18 protein-coding genes and 3 tRNA genes are annotated in these 18402 nt (G+C 35.6%); 9 read left to right on the forward strand and 12 right to left on the reverse strand.

The features are described from left to right. Positions 1–225: 225 nt before the first annotated feature. The 3 genes from GXM17_RS18160 to GXM17_RS18170 form a co-directional block, all read right to left on the reverse strand. Positions 226–299, reverse strand: a tRNA-Arg gene (locus tag GXM17_RS18160). Between the two features lie 28 nt (positions 300–327). Continuing rightward, positions 328–402, reverse strand: a tRNA-Pro gene (locus GXM17_RS18165). Positions 403–415: 13 nt separating this feature from the next. After that, positions 416–499, reverse strand: a tRNA-Ser gene (locus tag GXM17_RS18170). A gap of 238 nt (positions 500–737) precedes the next feature. Here GXM17_RS18170 and GXM17_RS18175 point away from each other — a divergent pair. From GXM17_RS18175 to GXM17_RS18185, 3 genes are all read left to right on the forward strand, one after another. Then, positions 738–1916, forward strand: coding sequence for an acetyl-CoA C-acyltransferase (locus tag GXM17_RS18175; RefSeq protein WP_163400929.1), 1179 nt, complete (start codon positions 738–740; stop codon positions 1914–1916). Positions 1917–1981: 65 nt separating this feature from the next. Further along, a complete protein-coding gene (locus GXM17_RS18180; RefSeq protein WP_163400930.1) occupies positions 1982–2743 on the forward strand; it encodes a C40 family peptidase in 762 nt (253 codons plus the stop codon). Positions 2744–2780: 37 nt separating this feature from the next. Continuing rightward, positions 2781–3842: an SMI1/KNR4 family protein gene (locus tag GXM17_RS18185; RefSeq protein WP_163400932.1), complete on the forward strand. Its 1062-nt coding sequence runs from the start codon at positions 2781–2783 to the stop codon at positions 3840–3842. A 189-nt stretch (positions 3843–4031) separates the two neighbouring features. Here the strand turns inward: GXM17_RS18185 and GXM17_RS18190 are convergent, their stop codons facing one another. After that, entirely contained in the window at positions 4032–4877 is an 846-nt protein-coding gene (locus tag GXM17_RS18190) for an AraC family transcriptional regulator (protein ID WP_163400934.1), read from the reverse strand. Positions 4878–4992: 115 nt separating this feature from the next. Here GXM17_RS18190 and GXM17_RS18195 point away from each other — a divergent pair, with 115 nt between their 5' ends. From GXM17_RS18195 to GXM17_RS18205, 3 genes are all read left to right on the forward strand, one after another. Continuing rightward, a complete protein-coding gene (locus GXM17_RS18195) occupies positions 4993–5979 on the forward strand; it encodes an aldo/keto reductase (protein WP_163400936.1) in 987 nt (328 codons plus the stop codon). A gap of 365 nt (positions 5980–6344) precedes the next feature. Continuing rightward, the gene (locus tag GXM17_RS18200; RefSeq protein ID WP_163400938.1) at positions 6345–6956 is read left to right on the forward strand and encodes an NAD(P)H-dependent oxidoreductase; all 612 of its coding nucleotides are present in this window, start codon (positions 6345–6347) and stop codon (positions 6954–6956) included. Further along, entirely contained in the window at positions 6953–7231 is a 279-nt protein-coding gene (locus GXM17_RS18205; protein ID WP_163400940.1) for a putative quinol monooxygenase, read from the forward strand. The genes GXM17_RS18200 and GXM17_RS18205 overlap by 4 nt, the downstream gene beginning before the upstream one ends. A gap of 109 nt (positions 7232–7340) precedes the next feature. Here GXM17_RS18205 and GXM17_RS18210 read toward each other — a convergent pair whose 3' ends face one another. Further along, positions 7341–8048, reverse strand: coding sequence for a class I SAM-dependent methyltransferase (locus GXM17_RS18210; protein ID WP_163400942.1), 708 nt, complete (start codon positions 8046–8048; stop codon positions 7341–7343). Between the two features lie 1352 nt (positions 8049–9400). On the opposite strand from GXM17_RS18210, the gene GXM17_RS18215 reads away from it, so the two are divergent. From GXM17_RS18215 to GXM17_RS18225, 3 genes are all read left to right on the forward strand, one after another. Continuing rightward, positions 9401–10282 (forward strand): LysR family transcriptional regulator, encoded by an 882-nt coding sequence (locus GXM17_RS18215; RefSeq protein WP_163400944.1) that lies wholly within the window; start codon positions 9401–9403, stop codon positions 10280–10282. A gap of 318 nt (positions 10283–10600) precedes the next feature. Beyond that, positions 10601–11878 carry a DUF2130 domain-containing protein gene (locus tag GXM17_RS18220; RefSeq protein ID WP_163400946.1) on the forward strand — a complete coding sequence of 426 codons (1278 nt, stop codon included), beginning with the start codon at positions 10601–10603 and terminating at the stop codon, positions 11876–11878. A gap of 340 nt (positions 11879–12218) precedes the next feature. Further along, complete coding sequence (locus GXM17_RS18225; RefSeq protein WP_163400948.1) at positions 12219–12824, forward strand: hypothetical protein; 606 nt, start codon at positions 12219–12221, stop codon at positions 12822–12824. A gap of 179 nt (positions 12825–13003) precedes the next feature. Here the strand turns inward: GXM17_RS18225 and moaA are convergent, their stop codons facing one another. The 7 genes from moaA to GXM17_RS18260 form a co-directional block, all read right to left on the reverse strand. Continuing rightward, complete coding sequence (moaA, locus tag GXM17_RS18230; protein WP_163400950.1) at positions 13004–14011, reverse strand: GTP 3',8-cyclase MoaA; 1008 nt, start codon at positions 14009–14011, stop codon at positions 13004–13006. Next, entirely contained in the window at positions 13998–14912 is a 915-nt protein-coding gene (moaCB, locus tag GXM17_RS18235) for a bifunctional molybdenum cofactor biosynthesis protein MoaC/MoaB (protein WP_163400952.1), read from the reverse strand. The genes moaA and moaCB overlap by 14 nt, the downstream gene beginning before the upstream one ends. Next, positions 14913–15344: a molybdenum cofactor biosynthesis protein MoaE gene (locus GXM17_RS18240; protein WP_163400954.1), complete on the reverse strand. Its 432-nt coding sequence runs from the start codon at positions 15342–15344 to the stop codon at positions 14913–14915. It lies immediately after the preceding gene. 235 nt (positions 15345–15579) lie between these two features. Next, entirely contained in the window at positions 15580–16656 is a 1077-nt protein-coding gene (gene moeB, locus GXM17_RS18245; RefSeq protein WP_163400956.1) for a HesA/MoeB/ThiF family protein, read from the reverse strand. A gap of 10 nt (positions 16657–16666) precedes the next feature. Next, a complete protein-coding gene (locus tag GXM17_RS18250; RefSeq protein WP_163400958.1) occupies positions 16667–16903 on the reverse strand; it encodes a MoaD/ThiS family protein in 237 nt (78 codons plus the stop codon). A gap of 3 nt (positions 16904–16906) precedes the next feature. Then, positions 16907–17695 carry a uroporphyrinogen-III C-methyltransferase gene (cobA, locus tag GXM17_RS18255; RefSeq protein ID WP_163400960.1) on the reverse strand — a complete coding sequence of 263 codons (789 nt, stop codon included), beginning with the start codon at positions 17693–17695 and terminating at the stop codon, positions 16907–16909. A 5-nt stretch (positions 17696–17700) separates the two neighbouring features. After that, positions 17701–18273 (reverse strand): molybdenum cofactor guanylyltransferase, encoded by a 573-nt coding sequence (locus tag GXM17_RS18260; RefSeq protein ID WP_163400962.1) that lies wholly within the window; start codon positions 18271–18273, stop codon positions 17701–17703. Positions 18274–18402: the final 129 nt, after the last annotated feature.

The raw sequence follows: 18402 nt of genomic DNA on the forward strand, positions 1-18402 counted from the left end.
GTAAGGAATATAGACTTCTTCTTATTCAGATTATCTAATCTTTTTGCTTAATCCCCAACTTTTGCACCTGATCCGAATTCTTCCTTTTTAGGCTAACTAATATTTATGCTTAATTTTTTAATCCCACAGGTTTTCGTGTTGATCCGTTTTCGTGTTGATCCCCGTTGATCCCAGAAGAGTGGGCAGAAAAACAAAAAAGCCACTCAAATTGAGTAGCTTTTGATGTGATCCCAGAAGGATTCGAACCTTCGACCTACGCATTAGAAGTGCGTTGCTCTATCCAGCTGAGCTATGGAACCATTTGTTTTAAACTTATGGCAAAGTTTGTCGGGGTGGCAGGATTCGAACCTGCGGCCTCCTGCTCCCAAAGCAGGCGCGATAACCGGGCTACGCTACACCCCGAGGCAAAATTAAGCGGAGAGACAGGGACTCGAACCCTGGCGACGGTTACCCGTCGACAGATTAGCAATCTGCTCCATTACCGCTCTGGCACCTCTCCATGCTCAAGGAATTGATTCCCTTTTTGCGGTTGCAAATGTAAGACAACATTCGATATCTCACAACTATTTTTGCTCTTTTTTCAATCTTTTTTCAATCTTTTTTTTAAAACACTTCACAATCAAATGAATAGAATTAACAAAAAAATGATCTAATTTTAAAATCTGTCCTATTCCATACAAAATTTGAATTTGTTCAAATAAACAGTAAATTTGCTTTAATAACAAATTATACAGAACATGAACAAAAGAGTTGTTATCGTTTCTGCCGTTAGAACACCTATCGGAAGTTTCATGGGAGGTTTATCTACCGTACCCGCACCAAAATTAGGAGCTGCTGCTATAAAAGGAGCTCTTCAGAAGATCAATCTAGACCCCAAACTTGTCGATGAAGTTTTCATGGGTAATGTAATTCAGGCCGGAGTTGGTCAGGCTCCTGCCCGCCAGGCCGCACTTTTTGCCGGTTTGCCTGAAAATGTTTCCTGTACAACTGTAAACAAAGTATGCGCCTCCGGAATGAAAGCTGTCATGTTTGCAGCTCAGGCAATCGCCTGTGGAGATGCTGAAATTGTTGTTGCCGGTGGAATGGAAAGCATGAGTCTGATTCCGCATTACGTACAAATGCGTGCCGGAAATAAATTTGGTCCTGCTACACTGCTCGATGGAATGCAGAAAGATGGTCTCACAGATGCTTACGATAACAACGCAATGGGAGTTTGCGCTGACTTATGTGCTACTGAATACAACATCAGCCGTGAAGAACAGGATGCATTTGCTATCCAGTCCTACGAAAGAAGTGCAAAAGCCTGGGATGCCGGAAAATTTGACAATGAAGTGGTTCCGGTTGAAGTTCCGCAAAGGCGTGGTGAACCTATCATATTTTCAAAAGACGAAGAATATACTAATGTGAAATTAGATAAAATACCTTCGCTAAGTGCCGTTTTCACAAAAGACGGAACGGTAACTGCCGCAAATGCATCCACAATCAATGACGGGGCTGCAGCTTTAATTTTAATGTCTGAAGAAAAAGCTAATGCATTAGGCCTAAAACCTCTGGCTTACATAAAAGGCTATGCTGATGCTGCACAGGAGCCAAAATGGTTTACTACGAGTCCTGCAAAAGCATTACCTAAAGCATTGGACAAAGCCGGAATTTCAATCTCAGATGTAGATTATTTCGAATTCAACGAAGCATTTTCTGTTGTTGGCTTAGCCAATGCAAAAATCTTAAATCTCGATAATAATAAAGTAAATGTTAACGGCGGAGCGGTTTCTTTAGGACATCCTCTTGGCGCTTCAGGAGCACGCATCATCGTTACATTACTAAATGTTTTAGCACAAAACGATGCCAAAACCGGAGCTGCAGCAATTTGCAATGGCGGAGGAGGTGCATCTGCAATTATTATCGAAAGAGCATAAATAATATTCACATCAGGAGTTACATAACAAATAACTCCTGATATTAACTTATAAAATTTCCTTTAATGTTCGGAATTTGCAATTTAGCCATAGTACCCGTTCGATCTGAAGCCAGCGACAGAAGTGAAATCGTTACACAACTTTTATTTGGAGAACATATCGAAATTTTAGAACGTAAAAACCAATGGGCGCGAATCAGGATTCACTTTGATGATTATGAAGGCTGGGTAGATTCTAAACAATATCAGGAAATCACTAAAGAGCAATTTAATCAGCTAAGCAAAGAAGCCATTATCTTAAATGCTGATTTAATTGATTATATCACAGCACCGGATAATTTATTGCTTCCTATTCCGCTTGGAGCCTCATTATCGTTTTTAAACAACAGCGAAATCAATACCTCAAATTTTGATTTCGAAGGAACCAAAACGAGCGGCATAAAACCTAAAAGTGCTATCATAAATACTGCTTTTATGTATTTGAACGCTCCCTATCTCTGGGGCGGAAAAACACCTTTTGGTATTGATTGTTCGGGATTTACCCAAATGGTTTACAAATTAAACGGTTATAAAATTCACCGTGATGCCTCTCAGCAGGCTCTTGAAGGTGATCCTTTAAGTTTTATAGAAGAAAGCGAACCTGGCGATTTGGCGTTTTTTGACAATGAAGAAGGCAACATCATTCATGTCGGAATCATAATGGACAACAATTATATCATTCACGCAAGTGGAAAAGTGCGCATTGACCGCTTAGACCACCTCGGAATTTACAATCCCGAATTAAACAAACATACCCACAACCTCAGAGTAATTAAGAAGATCATTTAAATATCCATACTTGCGTTGTAACCCCTAAAAAAGCAAAATGACTAAAATTGAATTATCGAAATCAGGCTTTCAAATTAATGGAATAACCATCGAATTCCCAATTGACATCACAATTTTGCAGCAAGCCTTAGGAAATTACCGATACACCAAAAAGCAATACAATCATACTTATACCTGGGACAATCTGGGCATTATCGCTTTTTCTAAAGAAGGAAATAAAGCGGAAAGTCTCGCAGTTGAACTCGAACTTATGAAATATGATTATTGCCCAAAAAGTGTTTTTAAAGGAGAGTTTATCTTTGATGATCAGGAATTATTCGAACTATACAAATCCGGTAAAAATAAACCCGTAAAACTTTTTAAAGGAGACAGAAGCGGTGCTTTCATTCTTAACGGAATCAGTGTTTGGTTTGACAAAGAAGATGGTAAAATTACGGCCCTTGATATTTCATCATACGAAGAGAAAGAAAAATCAAAAAAAGCCACAGCACCTGTTGATCCCAAATTCAAAGCATTCGAAGCTTTATGGCAGGAATGGATTTCAGAAATCAACAAAATTGTTTCAACAGACAATGATTACTACAATCTTACAGATGGAATCACTTCCGAAGACATAAAAAAACATACAGTTCTTGAAGACGATATAACCATACCTCCTGCTCTATTAAATTTCTATAAAGTTCAAAACGTAGATTATGACCCTGTAACTTCTGGTTTTCAGTTTGGCGTAAATAATTTCAGTTACGATCTTATTCCATTTCAGGATATTAAACAAGAATGGGAATCTATACAAGATTTACAATTTGATGAAGACGATCTTCCGGAACAAGAGAAAATAGATTTCGATAAAATTCAGACCAACAACTACGCCAATCCAAAATGGATTCCATTTGCAACGGGAAGAAACGGCGATTATTTACTCTATGATACAGATCCTGCTTCAAAAGGAAAATTTGGCCAAATCATAGAACTTCAAAACGAATCGTGGTCTAGAGATATCGTTGCAGATTCTCTGGAAGAATTAATTCAAAACGAAATCAATAATCTCAAAACCGGCAACACCGAACATTTTAATTTTATTGTTGGAAAGGAAAATTAAAGCACGCGGACAAAACAGATTCACTTTGCGAAAACGCTGATTTATACGGATTTTTATTCCTTTTTCTCTCGCAGATTCGGCAGATTTAAACAGATTCTTTTTTAAATTAAATCCGCTAAATCTGCGAGAAAATTTAATAGCCTCAAACCAAAATCCTTTCAATCACATTAATCTGTGGCAAAAAACAACTTAGGCACTCAACCGAATCGTCTTCCTAAATTCAGAAGGACTATACCCTTTCTGTTTTCTAAAGAATTTATTGAAATGGCTTTCATCCGTAAAACCAAATTCATAAGCAATCTCATTGATACGCTTATCGCTGAACTGCAATCGATGTTCAATCAGTTTGGTTTTGTAATTACTAATGTATTGCTGCATCGTTTCACTGGCATGCTTTTTAAAATAACGACCTAAATACGTATTCGAAATTCCGAAATAATCGCTAATTGACTCCGCTTTAATCTTTTCGGGATAATAAATATTGTTCTGAATATATTGCAGAATATCCATCGCTTTAGCCTCAGTATCAATATTAACCTGCTCCGGAAGGTATTTTGCAATATTTCTCGCCACAATAATAATCAGTGTATTGACCAATTGCTGAATCAGTTCCTGATTGTAAATATCTTTATCTTTCTTTTCCCTGCAAATCGCTTCAATCATCACTTTTACCAGACATTTATCCGGATCATTTTTCAAAATACAGCCCGGCTGATGATTCGCATTTTGAAGAATATATTCCAATCGCTGAATACTTTCGTTTTGCAGACTTGAATTCTTCAAATAAATATCATTGAATCTCAAAAAGAAAAATTTCGTTTCGGTTTCAATCGTGAAATTATGACAGTCTTCAGGCGTCAATAAAAACAAATGGCCCGGATCATACCTAAAAATGTTTTTGTTGATACACTGCGAACCTGTTCCCTCCAAAATATAAACCAGTTCAAAAAAATTATGACGATCTCCCACATCCGGATATTCACTCAGCGTTTCAAAAGAAACCGTAAAAGGCTCATATAGATTTTCTTTTTTCATAATTCAATTTATTTGAAGATGCAAATATACCTAAAAAAGACAAAAATATACCAAACAACAATCGTAAAAACAGTATAATTTTGCTTAATCAATTTAAAACAAAAAAATCACAATCATGGAATATAGAAAATTAGGCAGCTCAGAACTTGAATTATCAGCTATTACTTACGGTGCTTTTGCAATTGGCGGAACCATGTGGGCAGGAACAGATAAAAAAGATTCAATCGACTCCATTCACGCTTCAATCGATCACGGTGTTACAACAATCGATACTGCTCCTTTTTACGGATTTGGTTTAAGCGAAGAAATGATCGGAGAAGCTATCAAAAATCACGATCGCTCAAAAATTCAGTTATTGACTAAATTCGGTTTGGTTTGGGACGGAAGCAACAACGGAAAAGGCGATTACTTTTTCGATGCCGATGACAACGGAAAAAAAGTGCCGATTTACAAATATTCATCCAAACAAAACGTAATCAAAGAAATCGAAGAAAGCTTAAAACGCCTTCAAACCGATTATATCGATTTACTCCAAATTCACTGGCCCGATATTACAACACCAATTTCTGAAACCATGGAAGCTGTTGAAACACTAATCCAACAAGGAAAAATCAGGGCTTTCGGAGTAAGTAATTACAATGTTTCACAAATTCAGGAAGCACAAAAAACAGTTCAGGTAGTTTCTGATCAGGTTGCCTATAGCATGCTAAACCGTAAGATTGAAGAGGAATTAATTCCTTTCACCGTGGCAGAAAACATCGGAATCATTGCTTACAGTCCAATGGAAAGAGGTTTATTGACCGGAAAATACTTCTTAGACAGCAAATTAAAAGAAAACGACCACAGAAATGGCTATTTCGGAAAATTCGATTTACAGCAGGTAAAAACCTTAATCGAAGAATTGAGTGCTTTAGCACATTCAAAACATGTTTCAATTTCACAATTGGTTTTACGCTGGACTACTTTACAAAAAGGGATTGCAATAGTTCTAGCCGGAGCCAGAAACGCAGAACAGGCTATTTCAAATGCCAAAACAATGGATTTCGATCTATCCCCTTCTGAATTGGAATTTATCAATCAGGCAATTTCTAAAATAAAATAGTTTTTTTAAATACATAGAAACATAGTTTTGTATTATCTCAAGGTGTTTTTCACTTTGTAAGATAAACAGTACATTCTCAATATTATCATTCCGACGAAGGAGGAATCTTCGCGAGTAACTCTACAAAGATTGGCAACATTCTAGACAGAAACACTTACGAAGATTCCTCGTCCCTAGGAATGACAAACTTTGCAAACAAAAAAAACCTATGTTTCTATGTGTTAAAACAAATTCACAACAATCAAAATAATTTGGGTGTGTCCCTCCGGGTCGGGCTATCCGTTGCAATCTTTTATGCCGAACCCCGGCACAAAAGGATTTCCACTTCTATCCCTCACACATCCGCTTACATAAGAACAATTAAAATGAAAAAGATATTTATAATCAATGGCGGACAAAAATTCGCTCATTCAGGAGGACAATTCAATCAAACCGTTCAGGACTGGACAGTCGAATTTCTTTCAAAAAACAGTGCATACGAAATAAAAACAACCCATATCGAAAACGAAATTGATCTTCAGGAAGAAGTAGAAAAATTCGTCTGGGCAGATTTAATTATCTATCACACACCGGTTTGGTGGTTTCAGCTGCCAAATATTTTCAAAAAATACATTGACGATGTTTTCACGCACGGACACAACAACGGAATCTACAAAAGCGACGGAAGAAGCCGCGTAAATCCCGATATCAATTACGGAACCGGCGGACTTTTACATGGGAGAAAATACATGCTTACCACAAGCTGGAACGCGCCAAAAACAGCTTTTACACTTCCGGGAGAATTTTTTGAAGAAACTTCTGTTGATGACGGTGTAATGTTTGGCTTCCACAAAATGAACCAATTCACCGGAATGGAACGTATAAACGGCTTCCATTTTCATGATGTAGAAAAAGGAGCTACACCGGAAAATATCGTTATCTTTAAACAGGATTATACCCAACATTTAGAAGCAACTTTTAAAAAAATTCAATTATGATCTCAATTACAGCCATCATAAAAAGCAAACACGAAAACCTGATCGAAGTTCAAAATATGATTACACATCTGGTTACTGAAACCAGGAAAGAACAAGCATGCATCCGTTACGATCTTCACACAACAGATAATGTTTTCATTATTTGGGAAGAATGGAAAGATCAAACCGGACTTGATATACACAACAACCAGTCTTATTTGGTTGATTTTATTTCAAAATCCGAAACATTATTATCTGCTCCTGTACAGGTTTACAAAACTGCTCAGATTTTATAAATATTCCAACATTCCTGCAAGGTTTTCAAAACCTTGTAGGTATTTTATATAAAATTTCCACAAACAAAGTCCTACAAGGTTTTTGAAACCTTGCAGGACAAATAAAACCTTACTTTATCCCTCCAAAAGCCCCGAAACACATATTTTTATGTAAAATTTCGACTTTTGAAAAACCCACTTTTTTCATCAAATCCAATTGATAATTCATAGATCTTGGAGAATCTTCAATTTCGATATAATTTAAAACTTTCCGGCGATACTCTCCCCCTCCTATTCCTTCCAAATATTCGCCATAGCGCTGCCAGGTATATTGATTTAACAACTCCGTATCTTGTGTAATTAAATCAGAAATCATCAAACAGCCTCCGGGTTTCAATAATTTGAACAATTTAGCAAAAGTCGTTTCCCAATCGTTATCATCACGTAAATGATGCAAAACAGCACCTGCCAAAATAATATCGAAACTGTTTTCCTCTAAATCTGCTTCCCGAATATCGCCTTGCTTGATTTCGACTTTTCCGTTTGTTGCTGCCGAAACCCTTTCAAAAGCACGATCCAACATTGGCAAACTCAAATCGACCAAAGTGCAGTTTAAATTTGGCAACTTAGACAACATCATTAATGTATAATTTCCGGCTCCGCATCCTACATCCAAAACGGTTGTCGCATCAGGAACAATACGTTTTGAAGCTTCGGTTATTAATTCTAAAGAAATAGTAGCGTCAATTGTTGCTACTTGTCCCGTTTCTAAATTTGAAAATCGTTCGACATCATTGTCAAATCTTTCTTTGATTTCTGCAATAGTTGATTTTTTCATGGTCTTTGTTTTTTGGTTTTTAATCTCTCGCAGATCAAGCAGATTGAGCGGATATTTTTTGCTATTATATGATCGGGAAATTATTATGATTAAAATGATTCATCTTAAATTAATAATCTGCTGTATCTGAAAAATCTGCGGGAAACTTATTTTTCTTTTTCTTTAATCTCTCGCAGATCAAGCAGATTGAGCGGATCTTTTTGCTATTATATGATCGGGTATTATTATGATTAAAATGATTCATCTTAAATTAATAATCTGCTGTATCTGCAAAATCTGCGAGAGAAATATTTTTATTTTTCTTTAATCTCCCGAATATCAAGCAGATTGAGCGGATATTTTTTGCTATTATATGATCAGGAATCATTATGATTAAATTGATTATAAACATAATAATCTGCCTGATCTGCCAAATCTGCGGGAAACTTATTTTTCTTTTTCTTTAATCTCCCACAGATTGGGCAGATTCAGTGGATCTTTTTGCTATTATATGATCGGGAAATTATTATGATTAAAATGATTATAAACATAATAATCTGCCTGATATGCCAAATCTGCGAGAAACTTATTTTTCTTTTTCTTTAATCTCCCGCAGATTGAGCAGATTGAGCGGATCTTTTGGCTATTATATGATCGGGAAATTATTATGATTAAAATGATTCATCTTAAATTAATAATCTGCTGTATCTGAAAAATCTGCGGGAAACTTATTTTTCTTTTTCTTTAATCTCTCGCAGATCAAGCAGATTGAGCGGATCTTTTGGCTATTATATGATCGGGAAATTATTATGATTAAAATGATTCATCTTAAATTAATAATCTGCTGTATCTGAAAAATCTGCGGGAAACTTATTTTTCTTTTTCTTTAATCTCCCACAGATTGGGCAGATTCAGTAGATCTTTTTGCTATTATATGATCGGGAAATTATTATGATTAAAATGATTATAAACATAATAATCTGCCTGATATGCCAAATCTGCGAGAAACTTATTTTTCTTTTTCTTTAATCTCCCGCAGATTGAGCAGATTGAGCGGATCTTTTGGCTATTATATGATCGGGAAATTATTATGATTAAAATGATTAATCTTAAATTAATAATCTGCTGTATCTGAAAAATCTGCGGGAAACTTATTTTCTTTTTTTTTAATCTCTCGCAGATCAAGCAGATTGAGCCGATCTTTTTGCTATTATATGATCAGGAAATTATTATGATTAAATTGATTATAAACATAATAATCTGCTTGATCTGCCAAATCTGCGAGAGAAATATTTTTATTTTTTCAAAACTACCTTATTGTCATATACTTTAAAAATACTATTTTTATCATTTAACAATACTTTAAAAGTATCATGGAATTACGTCACTTAAAATATTTTCTGGCTGTAGCAGAAGAACTGAACTTCACCAAAGCTTCAGAAAAACTCTTTATTTCCCAGCCTCCATTAAGCCGACAAATAGCTGAATTAGAAGAAGAACTTCATTCAAAGCTTTTTATTCGGAACAATAAAAAGGTAGAACTCACCGAAGCCGGAAAATATTTTAAAGAAGAAGTGACAGCACTTTTTAAAAATCTGGAACGCATTTCTGTGAAAACAAAAAAGATTGCAGAGAATGTTTCGGGTGAATTCAGAATCGCTTATATCAGTTCGATTTATTCCGCAGTAATATCCGATTTAATCAAACATCTCAAAGCACAATTCCCGTATGTAAATTTCAAACTTTTTGAAGTTTCCACCACCAAACAAATTGATGCTTTGGAACAGGGAAAAATCGAAATGGGAATCATCAGATCGCCCATTCATTCACCCAAAATAAAATCGTATTTATGGTTTAAAGACGGCTTTTCATTGGTTTACAATAAGAAATCCACTCAGATAAAATCAGAAATTGATATTTTAAAACTTAAAGATGAAACGTTTGTTTTCTTCAATAAAGATTACGCGCCGCATTATCATGAAGTTTTACTTGAATTGTGTGCCTTTTATGGCTTTTCGCCGAAAATTATCCATGAAGCAAATAATATTAATTCAATTGTACAACTGGTCAAAAACGGATTGGGGATTTCGATTGTGCCTTCGAATATTGCAAAAAACAATTCCGACTCAGAAATTGGTTTTATTGAACTGAAAAAGGTTAATTTATATACGAATGTATCATTAATCACTTCAAAAGACGATCATTCTGAAATCACACAATCAGCTGTTGCCTTTTTGTTGTCACAAAAGCGCTAAGATGCTTTTTTTTAATCTCGCAAAGTCACAGAGTCGCAAAGTTTTATTTATCAAATACAAAAAAGAATATGTTTCACGCAGATTCAGCAGATTTGAGAAGATTTTTTTTTTAATCATCTGCAGAATCTGCTTAAATCTTATAAAATCTGCGTGAAATAAAAACTTTCCGACTCTGTGACTTTGTGAGAAACATATTCAAAATCTATTATGACCATAAAAAAAATTCGTTACAAATTAGTACAGTAATCCACATCATAAAAAGAGAACTTTTAAATACCTTAGCAAATTCAAATTCTACAATAAAAATTTCAATATAAAATGGCTGAGCAATCTTCAATTCAGTGCCCAAACTGCGGAACTCCTATCGATGTCAATGATGTTTTAAAACACCAGCTGGAAGATACCATCCGTAAAGAATTTCAACAAAAAGCCAACATTCAAAACCGTGAATTAGAGCTTAAAAACGAACAATTCGAAAAGGCAAAAGCCGAATTTGAAGCGAAGAAAAAACAGGAAAACGAACTTTTTGCAGAGCGTCTGGAACGTGAAAAGAAAAACGCAGAAAAAGAAATTGGGGAAAAACTAAAAACCAAACTCGAAGAAGAAAACAGAGACCGGTTGTTATTGATGGAAAAAGAACTCTCTGAAAAGTCTGAAAAAATCAGGGAATTAAATAAAATGGAAGGCGAAATTGCCAAATTACAGCGTGAAAAACTGGAAATGAAAGATGCCATCCAGGCCGAAGCCGAAAAGCAATTGAATGCTCAACTGGCATTGGAACGCGAAAAAATCAGAAAGCAGGAAGATGATAAAAACGAACTAAAATTCAAAGAACTTCAGAAACAGCTGGAAGAACAAAAAAAGCTGACTGAAGAAATGAAACGCAAGCAGGAACAAGGATCCATGCAATTACAAGGCGAAGTAATGGAACTGGCAATCGAAGAATGGCTTGCCAATAATTTTCCTCTTGACAGCATAGACGAAGTTAAAAAAGGGGCAAATGGCGCCGACTGTCTGCAGATTGTAAATACCCGTGAACATCAAAACTGCGGGTCTATTTATTATGAAAGCAAACGTACCAAAGCGTTTCAGCCATCCTGGATTGAGAAATTCAAAAACGATATCAGAACCAAAAGAGCGAATATCGGTGTTTTAGTTACCGAAGTGATGCCGGCAGGAATGGAACGAATGGGCATGCGAGACGGAATATGGATTTGCACCTATGACGAGTTTAAAGGCCTGAGTGCCGTTTTGCGTCAATCAATAATTCAGGTGAGTCAGGCGGTTCAGGCGCAGGAAAACAAAGGCGATAAAATGTCAATGTTATATGATTTCTTAACCAGCAATGAATTTCGTTTACAAGTAGAAGGAATTGTAGAAGGCTTTACCCAAATGCAAAGCGACCTGGACGCTGAAAAAAGAGCCATGCAGCGAATCTGGAAACAACGCGAAAAACAAATCGAAAAAGTAGTCCACAATACTTTAGGCATGTACGGTTCAATTCGGGGTATTGCCGGAAATGCGGTTCAAACCGTTAGGGCTCTGGAACTGGATTTTATTGAAGACAATAGTGATGATCCTAAGGAATTGGAATAGTTTTTTGTAAAATATTATTTTAATTCATCCATACATTATCCCTTTTTTGGCGATTCAGCCCGAAAAGGGATAATATTTTTATAGAGGGGTATACTTATTTTCAACTCTTTGAAATATTATTTATACAGTAATTTACCTCATTTTCCATGTAGAATTGTTAAGAAACTTTGGTTTTTATTCATAGTCAAAAAACCAAACAACTCGTTTTCAATTACTTATTTATATTTTTTAAGTAAAAACTTAACATTAGAAAACTTGTTTTATAATTATCTTTACTTAACTGCGAGTTAACAATTTAGTTACACTACAGAGATAATCATCATCTAAATGCATCTATAATATGGAAAACAAGAACGAAGAAACAAATCCTGAGAAAATTGATTCTCCAGCAACTGAAGCCGTACAACCTGTTGCAGAGCCTGAAAAAGCTGAAAATACACCTGTTAAAAAAGCACCTGCCCGTAAAACTACACCTGTCAAAACTGCAACAGCTAAGCCTGCAGCAACCACAAGTCCAGTTAAACCTGCTGTAAAAACTACCACAGCAGCTAAACCAACTGTTAGAAGAGCACCTGCTAAGAAAGTATCAGCACCTGCTACAAAAACAGAGAATAAAACTATAGTTACTGAAACACCTGTTACTGAATTGAAAGAAGAGAATACTAACGAAACGGTTAAAGCTGAGAAAACTGAAAAGGACAAAGCCGCTAAAAAAGCCAAAAAAGTGAAAGACAAAGAAAAAGAAAAGGAGAAAAAGAAATTAGCTAAGAAAAAAGAAAAAGCTAAAAAAGACAAGAAGAAAGAGAAAGCCAAAAAAGCAAAACTAAAAGCGAAGGCGAAGAAAAAAGAAAAAGCAAAAAAAGCAAAAGAGAAAGCTAAAGCTAAAAAAATAGCCAAAAAGAAAGCAAAGTCTCAGAGAAAGGCTAAAGCAAAAAAGAAAAAATAATTTTGAAGAAAGGTTTGACTTGAAAAGGTTAAACCTTTTTTATTTCTTTAGATTCTGTTTGTCATTCTGAGGAACGAAGAATCTTAGCAAAGAGGATCGACAAAGTATGGCTTAACGATAAGGAGTTCTAGCGTACAGATTCCTCTACGCAAGATTAACCACATATTTTAAATGAAATGTCACCCCCCAATCGCAATCATACTTCGATTGTCAAAATGTTTGACAGGATCGTCCATTTCAGAAATGGTTACCATTCCGGCTCTGACTTTTTTCTTGTTTTTTACAGAAGTAGAAATCAATTCCGTTATCGATTCACCGTTTCTGAAGGCAGTCAGCAAATCAGTTTCTGAATTAGAGAAAAGACAGTTTTTTATTTTTCCGTTTGCAGTAAGGCGGATTCGGTTACAGCTGTCACAAAACGGATTTGTAATCGAACTTATGATTCCGAAATCGCCCTGAAAACCTTTGATTTTATAAGTTCTGGCAGTAAAGTTTTTCTCATCTTCAAGCTTTTGGATTTGATCCAAAGTAAAACAGTTTTCAGCCTGAGATAAAATTTCATTTTGCGATACCATTTTGCTCCTGTCCCACTCGTTTCCGGCAAAAGGCATGAATTCAATAAAACGTACGGAAATGGGTAATGATTCCGTTAAATTGATAAAATCGACAATTTCGTTATCATTAAACCCCTTCATTAAGACAATATTTACTTTCACCTGAAAATCATGATTCAGTAGCAAATGCAGATTATCAATCACTTTTTCAAACTGATTTCGCAGCGTTATCGAATGAAATTTTGATGCAACAAGCGTATCTAAACTCAAATTGATTTTTTTGATTCCGGACTTTTTTAAAACTTCAATATGGCGGTCAATTAAAATACCATTGGTCGTAATCGAAAGTGAAACTTGTAAAGCCGATAATTTTGAAACAATTTCAGGAAAATCCTTTCTCAACAAAGGTTCTCCACCTGTCAGTCTGATTTTATCCACACCATTTTCTACGAAAGTTTGAGCAATGGCAAAAATCTCTTCAGCTGTCATTAAACTGGCTTTTGGAGACAATGCAATTCCGTCAGCAGGCATGCAATACGTACAACGCAAATTGCATTTCTCCAGCAACGAAATACGCAAATAATTGTGTTTTCGCCCAAAATCATCCGTTAAAATGGTTTTAGAGGGTGTCATGATTTTTTCCTTTTAAAATATGAAAAACGTGCATTACATGCGGAAAAACGGCATCCATGGATTCTCTTGCCCCGTTTGTAGATCCAGGCAAAGCCAAAACCAGGCTTTTTCCTAATGTTCCTGCCACTGTTCTGGATAACATCGCATACGGCATACGCTGCTGTCCATAATCGCGAATCGCTTCTTCAATTCCCGGAATTCGGCTTTCTAATATTGGCGAAAGTGCTTCAGGTGTTACATCCCTTGGCGATAATCCTGTTCCTCCTGTAAAAATAACCAGCTGATTCTCTTTCGCGAACGCCTTCGTTTTTTCCTGAATGATTTCTAATTCATCCGGAATAATCTCGTAATGAGTCGTTTCAACGCCGTAAGAATCTAACTTTTCTACAATGATTTTTCCGGATCGGTCTTCTTTATCACCGGCAAAAATAGAGTCGGAACAAACAAAAACTGCTGCTTTTATAGCATACGGAAATTTATTTTTGAAAGACGATTTTCCACCTTCTTTATTAATTAATTTGATCGTAGAAATTTCGATTTCCTTATCGATTGGTTTCAGCATATCGTACATTGTAAGCGCTACGATTGAAGCTCCGTGCATAGCCTCTACCTCTACTCCGGTTTTATAAACGGTTTTTACATTGAATATGATCTGAATCGTCAAATCCTCAATTTTATATTCAACCGAAGTATATTCAATTGGCAGCGGATGACAATCCGGAATTGATAAATGCGTGTTTTTTACGGCAAACAATCCGGCTGTTTTGGCCATTTCCAATACATTCCCTTTTGGCACCAGATTATTGACTACCGCATCAATTGTTTCCTGTTTGCTTACTTTGACAATTGCTGTGGCTGTTGCCTTTCTTAAGGTGCTTATTTTATGCGTAATATCTACCATTTAGGTGTTTTGTTTCCAGGTGAATGTATCGTTTTCAAACATTTCCTTGCCAAAAATTGGCACATCTGTTTTGATCCAGTTTACGATAGTTTCTGTGGCTTCATATACCTGCTTGCGTCTTGTTGCAGAAACGAAAACAAACAGACAGATTTCGCCTGCTTTTACAACTCCTAAACTGTGATAAATGTGCATACAGGTCAAATCGAATTTAGCAAAAGCTTTTTCACGAATGGTATGCAGGGCTTCGTTTGCCATATCAGTGTAAGCCGAATAATCAATGGCCACAACCCTATTATCGTGAATCACATCAGCACGAACCTGCCCCAGGAAAATATTGTGTGCCCCAATTGTATGTTTGGATTGGTGTTTGGCAATTGACTCCGCAATAAATGCCGGAGAAATTGGTCCTTCTACAAATACATTTTTACTCATTTTCTTTATTTTTTATTGTCCACTGATTTCACAGATAAAAAGGATTTTTTGCCACAAATTATACAAATTTTCATTACTTAATTCTATAAAAAAATAATCGTAGTATTGTCATTTCGACGAAGGAGAAATCCCCGTAAGAAGCTCTACAAAGATTGGCGAAATTCCAGACGGAGTTACTTGTGTAGATTCTTCGTTCCTCAGAATGACAAATTGTGCGGAGAATTATAATCTTTGACTATATTTTTATTTCTTTCGTTAATAATTCTTTCATTGCTAAAGCTCCACCAGAAATGCTTTTCACATTTTGAAACTGATTTCTCAGTAGCAATTCAACAGCCATTTTACTTCTGATTCCGGATTGGCAGAAAACATAAATCGCTTGTTTTGAATCTAGTTTTTCAATTTCATTTTCCAGATTCATTAACGGAATCTGAATGCTGTTTTTGAATGTTATTTTTGGAAGTTCATCTTCATTACGAACATCTAAAAACAAGGCTTCTTGATTATCTATTTGATCTAAAACTGCTTCAGCTGAAATATCTTCCACAAGATTTTCTTTTTGGGAATATTTTTCTTCAAAAGTATTTCTGTCCATTACAAAAGAATTATTTTTTTCAAAATCATATTTCTGCTGTTCATTATTCAGGATATTATAAACCAATATTTTTCCGCTCAAAACTTCTCCAGTTTCCAGAATCATTTTTATAACTTCATTGGCTTGGAGCATTCCAATAATTCCAACCGAGATTCCAATAACTCCTGCATCTGTACAATTTGCAGAAAAACTGTTTTCATCCGGATACAAACATCTGTAGGTTGGCCCGTTTTCATAATTAAAAACCGAAACTTGCCCCTGAAACCTGAAAATTGATCCGTAAACCATTGGTTTATTGGTGATCAGACAAGCATCATTTATAAGGTATTTTATTTGAAGATTATCTGTTGCATCCACAATAATATCATACTTTTCGAATAAAGCAATGGCATTATTACCGGAAAGTTTTTCAGCAATGGCATTTACTTTAACATCGGGATTCAATTCTGAAATCATGGCTTTGGCTTCCTCAACCTTATATTTTCCAACAGATGAACTTTTATAAATTACCTGACGCTGTAAATTTGAAACTTCGATAACATCATCATCCACGATTCCGATTTCACCAACTCCGGCAGCTGCCAGATAAGGCAATATGGCAGCGCCCAGACCTCCTGCACCAATAATTAAAACTTTGGATTTTAATAATTTGTACTGACCTGTTTCTCCAATTTCGGGAAGGATTATTTGTCGGTTATAACGTGAGGATGCATTCATAAATTGTAAATTATCCTCCGGCAAAAGGAGGCAATAAAGCAACAATATCACTTGTTTTCAAATTGTAATCTGTTGTTTTTGAAACTATTTTCTGATTGACTGCAACACTGAATGTCAGTGATTCGAACCTGTATTTTTCTTCTAAATCCTGCAATAAATCCTTCAGGGAAATATTCGAAGAAACCACATTTTCAAAAGTGCATTGTGTTTTTTCGGCAACAGCTCCAAAATATTTAACTTCAATCATTTATTATAAATTTAAATTCTGAAATATAAATTCGTCTTCAAAATGTCCCTGAAAATACGAAGTCAGTTTTGACGTATTTTTTACCACTTCACCAATTACAATAATTGCCGGTGATGAAATGTTTTTTTCGGCGACTAATTTAGTAATTGAGCTAATATTACCCACTACTTTTTGTTCTGAATTTTTAGTTCCGTTTTGGATAATGGCAATCGGAAGGTCGTCTGTACGATTAGCTTTATAAATGTCAACTATTTCATTTAGTTTATGCATTCCCATTAAAATCACCACGGTTGCAGCCGATTTTGAAGCCAAATGTACATCTTTGGACAGTTCATGGCTGGAAGTTGTACCTGTAATCACCCAAAAACTTTCTGCAACTTTTCGCTGTGTCAAACTGATTCCAACAGAAGCAGGAACACCTAAAGCTGATGAAATTCCAGGAACCACAGCAGTTTCTAAACCAAATTTTTCTGCAAATTCGATTTCTTCGCTTCCACGTCCGAAAATAAACGGATCCCCGCCTTTCAAACGAACTACATGCCCGTAACGATTTGCCATTGAGACAATCAATTCGTTAATCTGGTCTTGTGTATAAGCATGGCATCCCAGGCGCTTACCCACAAAAACAATTTCTGCCTGCGTTGCGTATTGCAGTAATTCTTCATTGACAAGAGCATCATACAAAACTACGTCGGCATTTTCTAACGCTTTTATTGCTTTTAGCGTAATCAGTTCTACATCTCCAGGCCCTGCGCCTACTACTGTTAATTTTGGTGTTCTTAAGCTTTTCATAACTATTAACTTAAATTGATATTCAGGTCGTTTAATTCGTCTGGCGAATTAATATTGGTTAAAGGAAAGTTTTCACTTTCTTCTATTTTTATGATCTGATGAGGCACTTTTGATAAAAAATCCATCATTTTCAGTTCATTATTGTCAATCGCTTCTTTTATAAGCGGAATAATTTTTTTTGAATAAATTCCGATTAAAGGATGCATTCTGCTTTCTGTCGCAAATATGGTAATCTGAGCTTCCTGATTGTGTTTTGATATTAATTCGGTTAATAATTCCGAAGAAATTAACGGAATATCACAACTCAGGATCAGGTTAAATTCGGTTTCAGAATTTACTAATGCTGTATAAATTCCCCCCAACGGACCTTTATCTTTTATTATATCAGCCGACTTTTTATATGGAAGATAATCGTATTCCTTTGTATTTGTTATAAACTCTAGACTTTCAGTAACCGGTAAAACAGCCTGAATAATATGCTCTATAAATGGTTTTCCCTGAAACATAACCAATCCTTTCTCAGACTTCATCCGGGAACTTTTTCCTCCACAAAGAATAAATGCTGTTAGTGTTTTCATGATTGAACTGTTTACTGTTTGTTGTTTCAGGTTTCAGGTTTAAAGTTTCAGGTTTAAAGTTTCAGGTTTTCACCAATCTTTCTTTTTTCTAACACATAGAAACATAGTTTTCTTTGTCGGTAAAGGTGT

It is taken from the genome of Flavobacterium fluviatile, assembly GCF_010645065.1.
GTDB classification, from domain to species: domain Bacteria; phylum Bacteroidota; class Bacteroidia; order Flavobacteriales; family Flavobacteriaceae; genus Flavobacterium; species Flavobacterium fluviatile.

Coding starts and splice junctions, on each gene's coding strand:
- GXM17_RS18205 (WP_163400940.1), top strand. CDS start 6,953: ATGATCTCAATTACAGCCATCATAAAAAGCAAACACGAAAACCTGATC.
- GXM17_RS18225 (WP_163400948.1), top strand. CDS start 12,219: ATGGAAAACAAGAACGAAGAAACAAATCCTGAGAAAATTGATTCTCCA.
- GXM17_RS18250 (WP_163400958.1), bottom strand. CDS start 16,903: ATGATTGAAGTTAAATATTTTGGAGCTGTTGCCGAAAAAACACAATGC.
- GXM17_RS18220 (WP_163400946.1), top strand. CDS start 10,601: ATGGCTGAGCAATCTTCAATTCAGTGCCCAAACTGCGGAACTCCTATC.
- moaA (WP_163400950.1), bottom strand. CDS start 14,011: ATGACACCCTCTAAAACCATTTTAACGGATGATTTTGGGCGAAAACAC.
- cobA (WP_163400960.1), bottom strand. CDS start 17,695: ATGAAAAGCTTAAGAACACCAAAATTAACAGTAGTAGGCGCAGGGCCT.
- GXM17_RS18200 (WP_163400938.1), top strand. CDS start 6,345: ATGAAAAAGATATTTATAATCAATGGCGGACAAAAATTCGCTCATTCA.
- GXM17_RS18180 (WP_163400930.1), top strand. CDS start 1,982: ATGTTCGGAATTTGCAATTTAGCCATAGTACCCGTTCGATCTGAAGCC.
- GXM17_RS18260 (WP_163400962.1), bottom strand. CDS start 18,273: ATGAAAACACTAACAGCATTTATTCTTTGTGGAGGAAAAAGTTCCCGG.
- moeB (WP_163400956.1), bottom strand. CDS start 16,656: ATGAATGCATCCTCACGTTATAACCGACAAATAATCCTTCCCGAAATT.
- GXM17_RS18215 (WP_163400944.1), top strand. CDS start 9,401: ATGGAATTACGTCACTTAAAATATTTTCTGGCTGTAGCAGAAGAACTG.
- moaCB (WP_163400952.1), bottom strand. CDS start 14,912: ATGGTAGATATTACGCATAAAATAAGCACCTTAAGAAAGGCAACAGCC.
- GXM17_RS18175 (WP_163400929.1), top strand. CDS start 738: ATGAACAAAAGAGTTGTTATCGTTTCTGCCGTTAGAACACCTATCGGA.
- GXM17_RS18195 (WP_163400936.1), top strand. CDS start 4,993: ATGGAATATAGAAAATTAGGCAGCTCAGAACTTGAATTATCAGCTATT.
- GXM17_RS18210 (WP_163400942.1), bottom strand. CDS start 8,048: ATGAAAAAATCAACTATTGCAGAAATCAAAGAAAGATTTGACAATGAT.
- GXM17_RS18185 (WP_163400932.1), top strand. CDS start 2,781: ATGACTAAAATTGAATTATCGAAATCAGGCTTTCAAATTAATGGAATA.
- GXM17_RS18190 (WP_163400934.1), bottom strand. CDS start 4,877: ATGAAAAAAGAAAATCTATATGAGCCTTTTACGGTTTCTTTTGAAACG.
- GXM17_RS18240 (WP_163400954.1), bottom strand. CDS start 15,344: ATGAGTAAAAATGTATTTGTAGAAGGACCAATTTCTCCGGCATTTATT.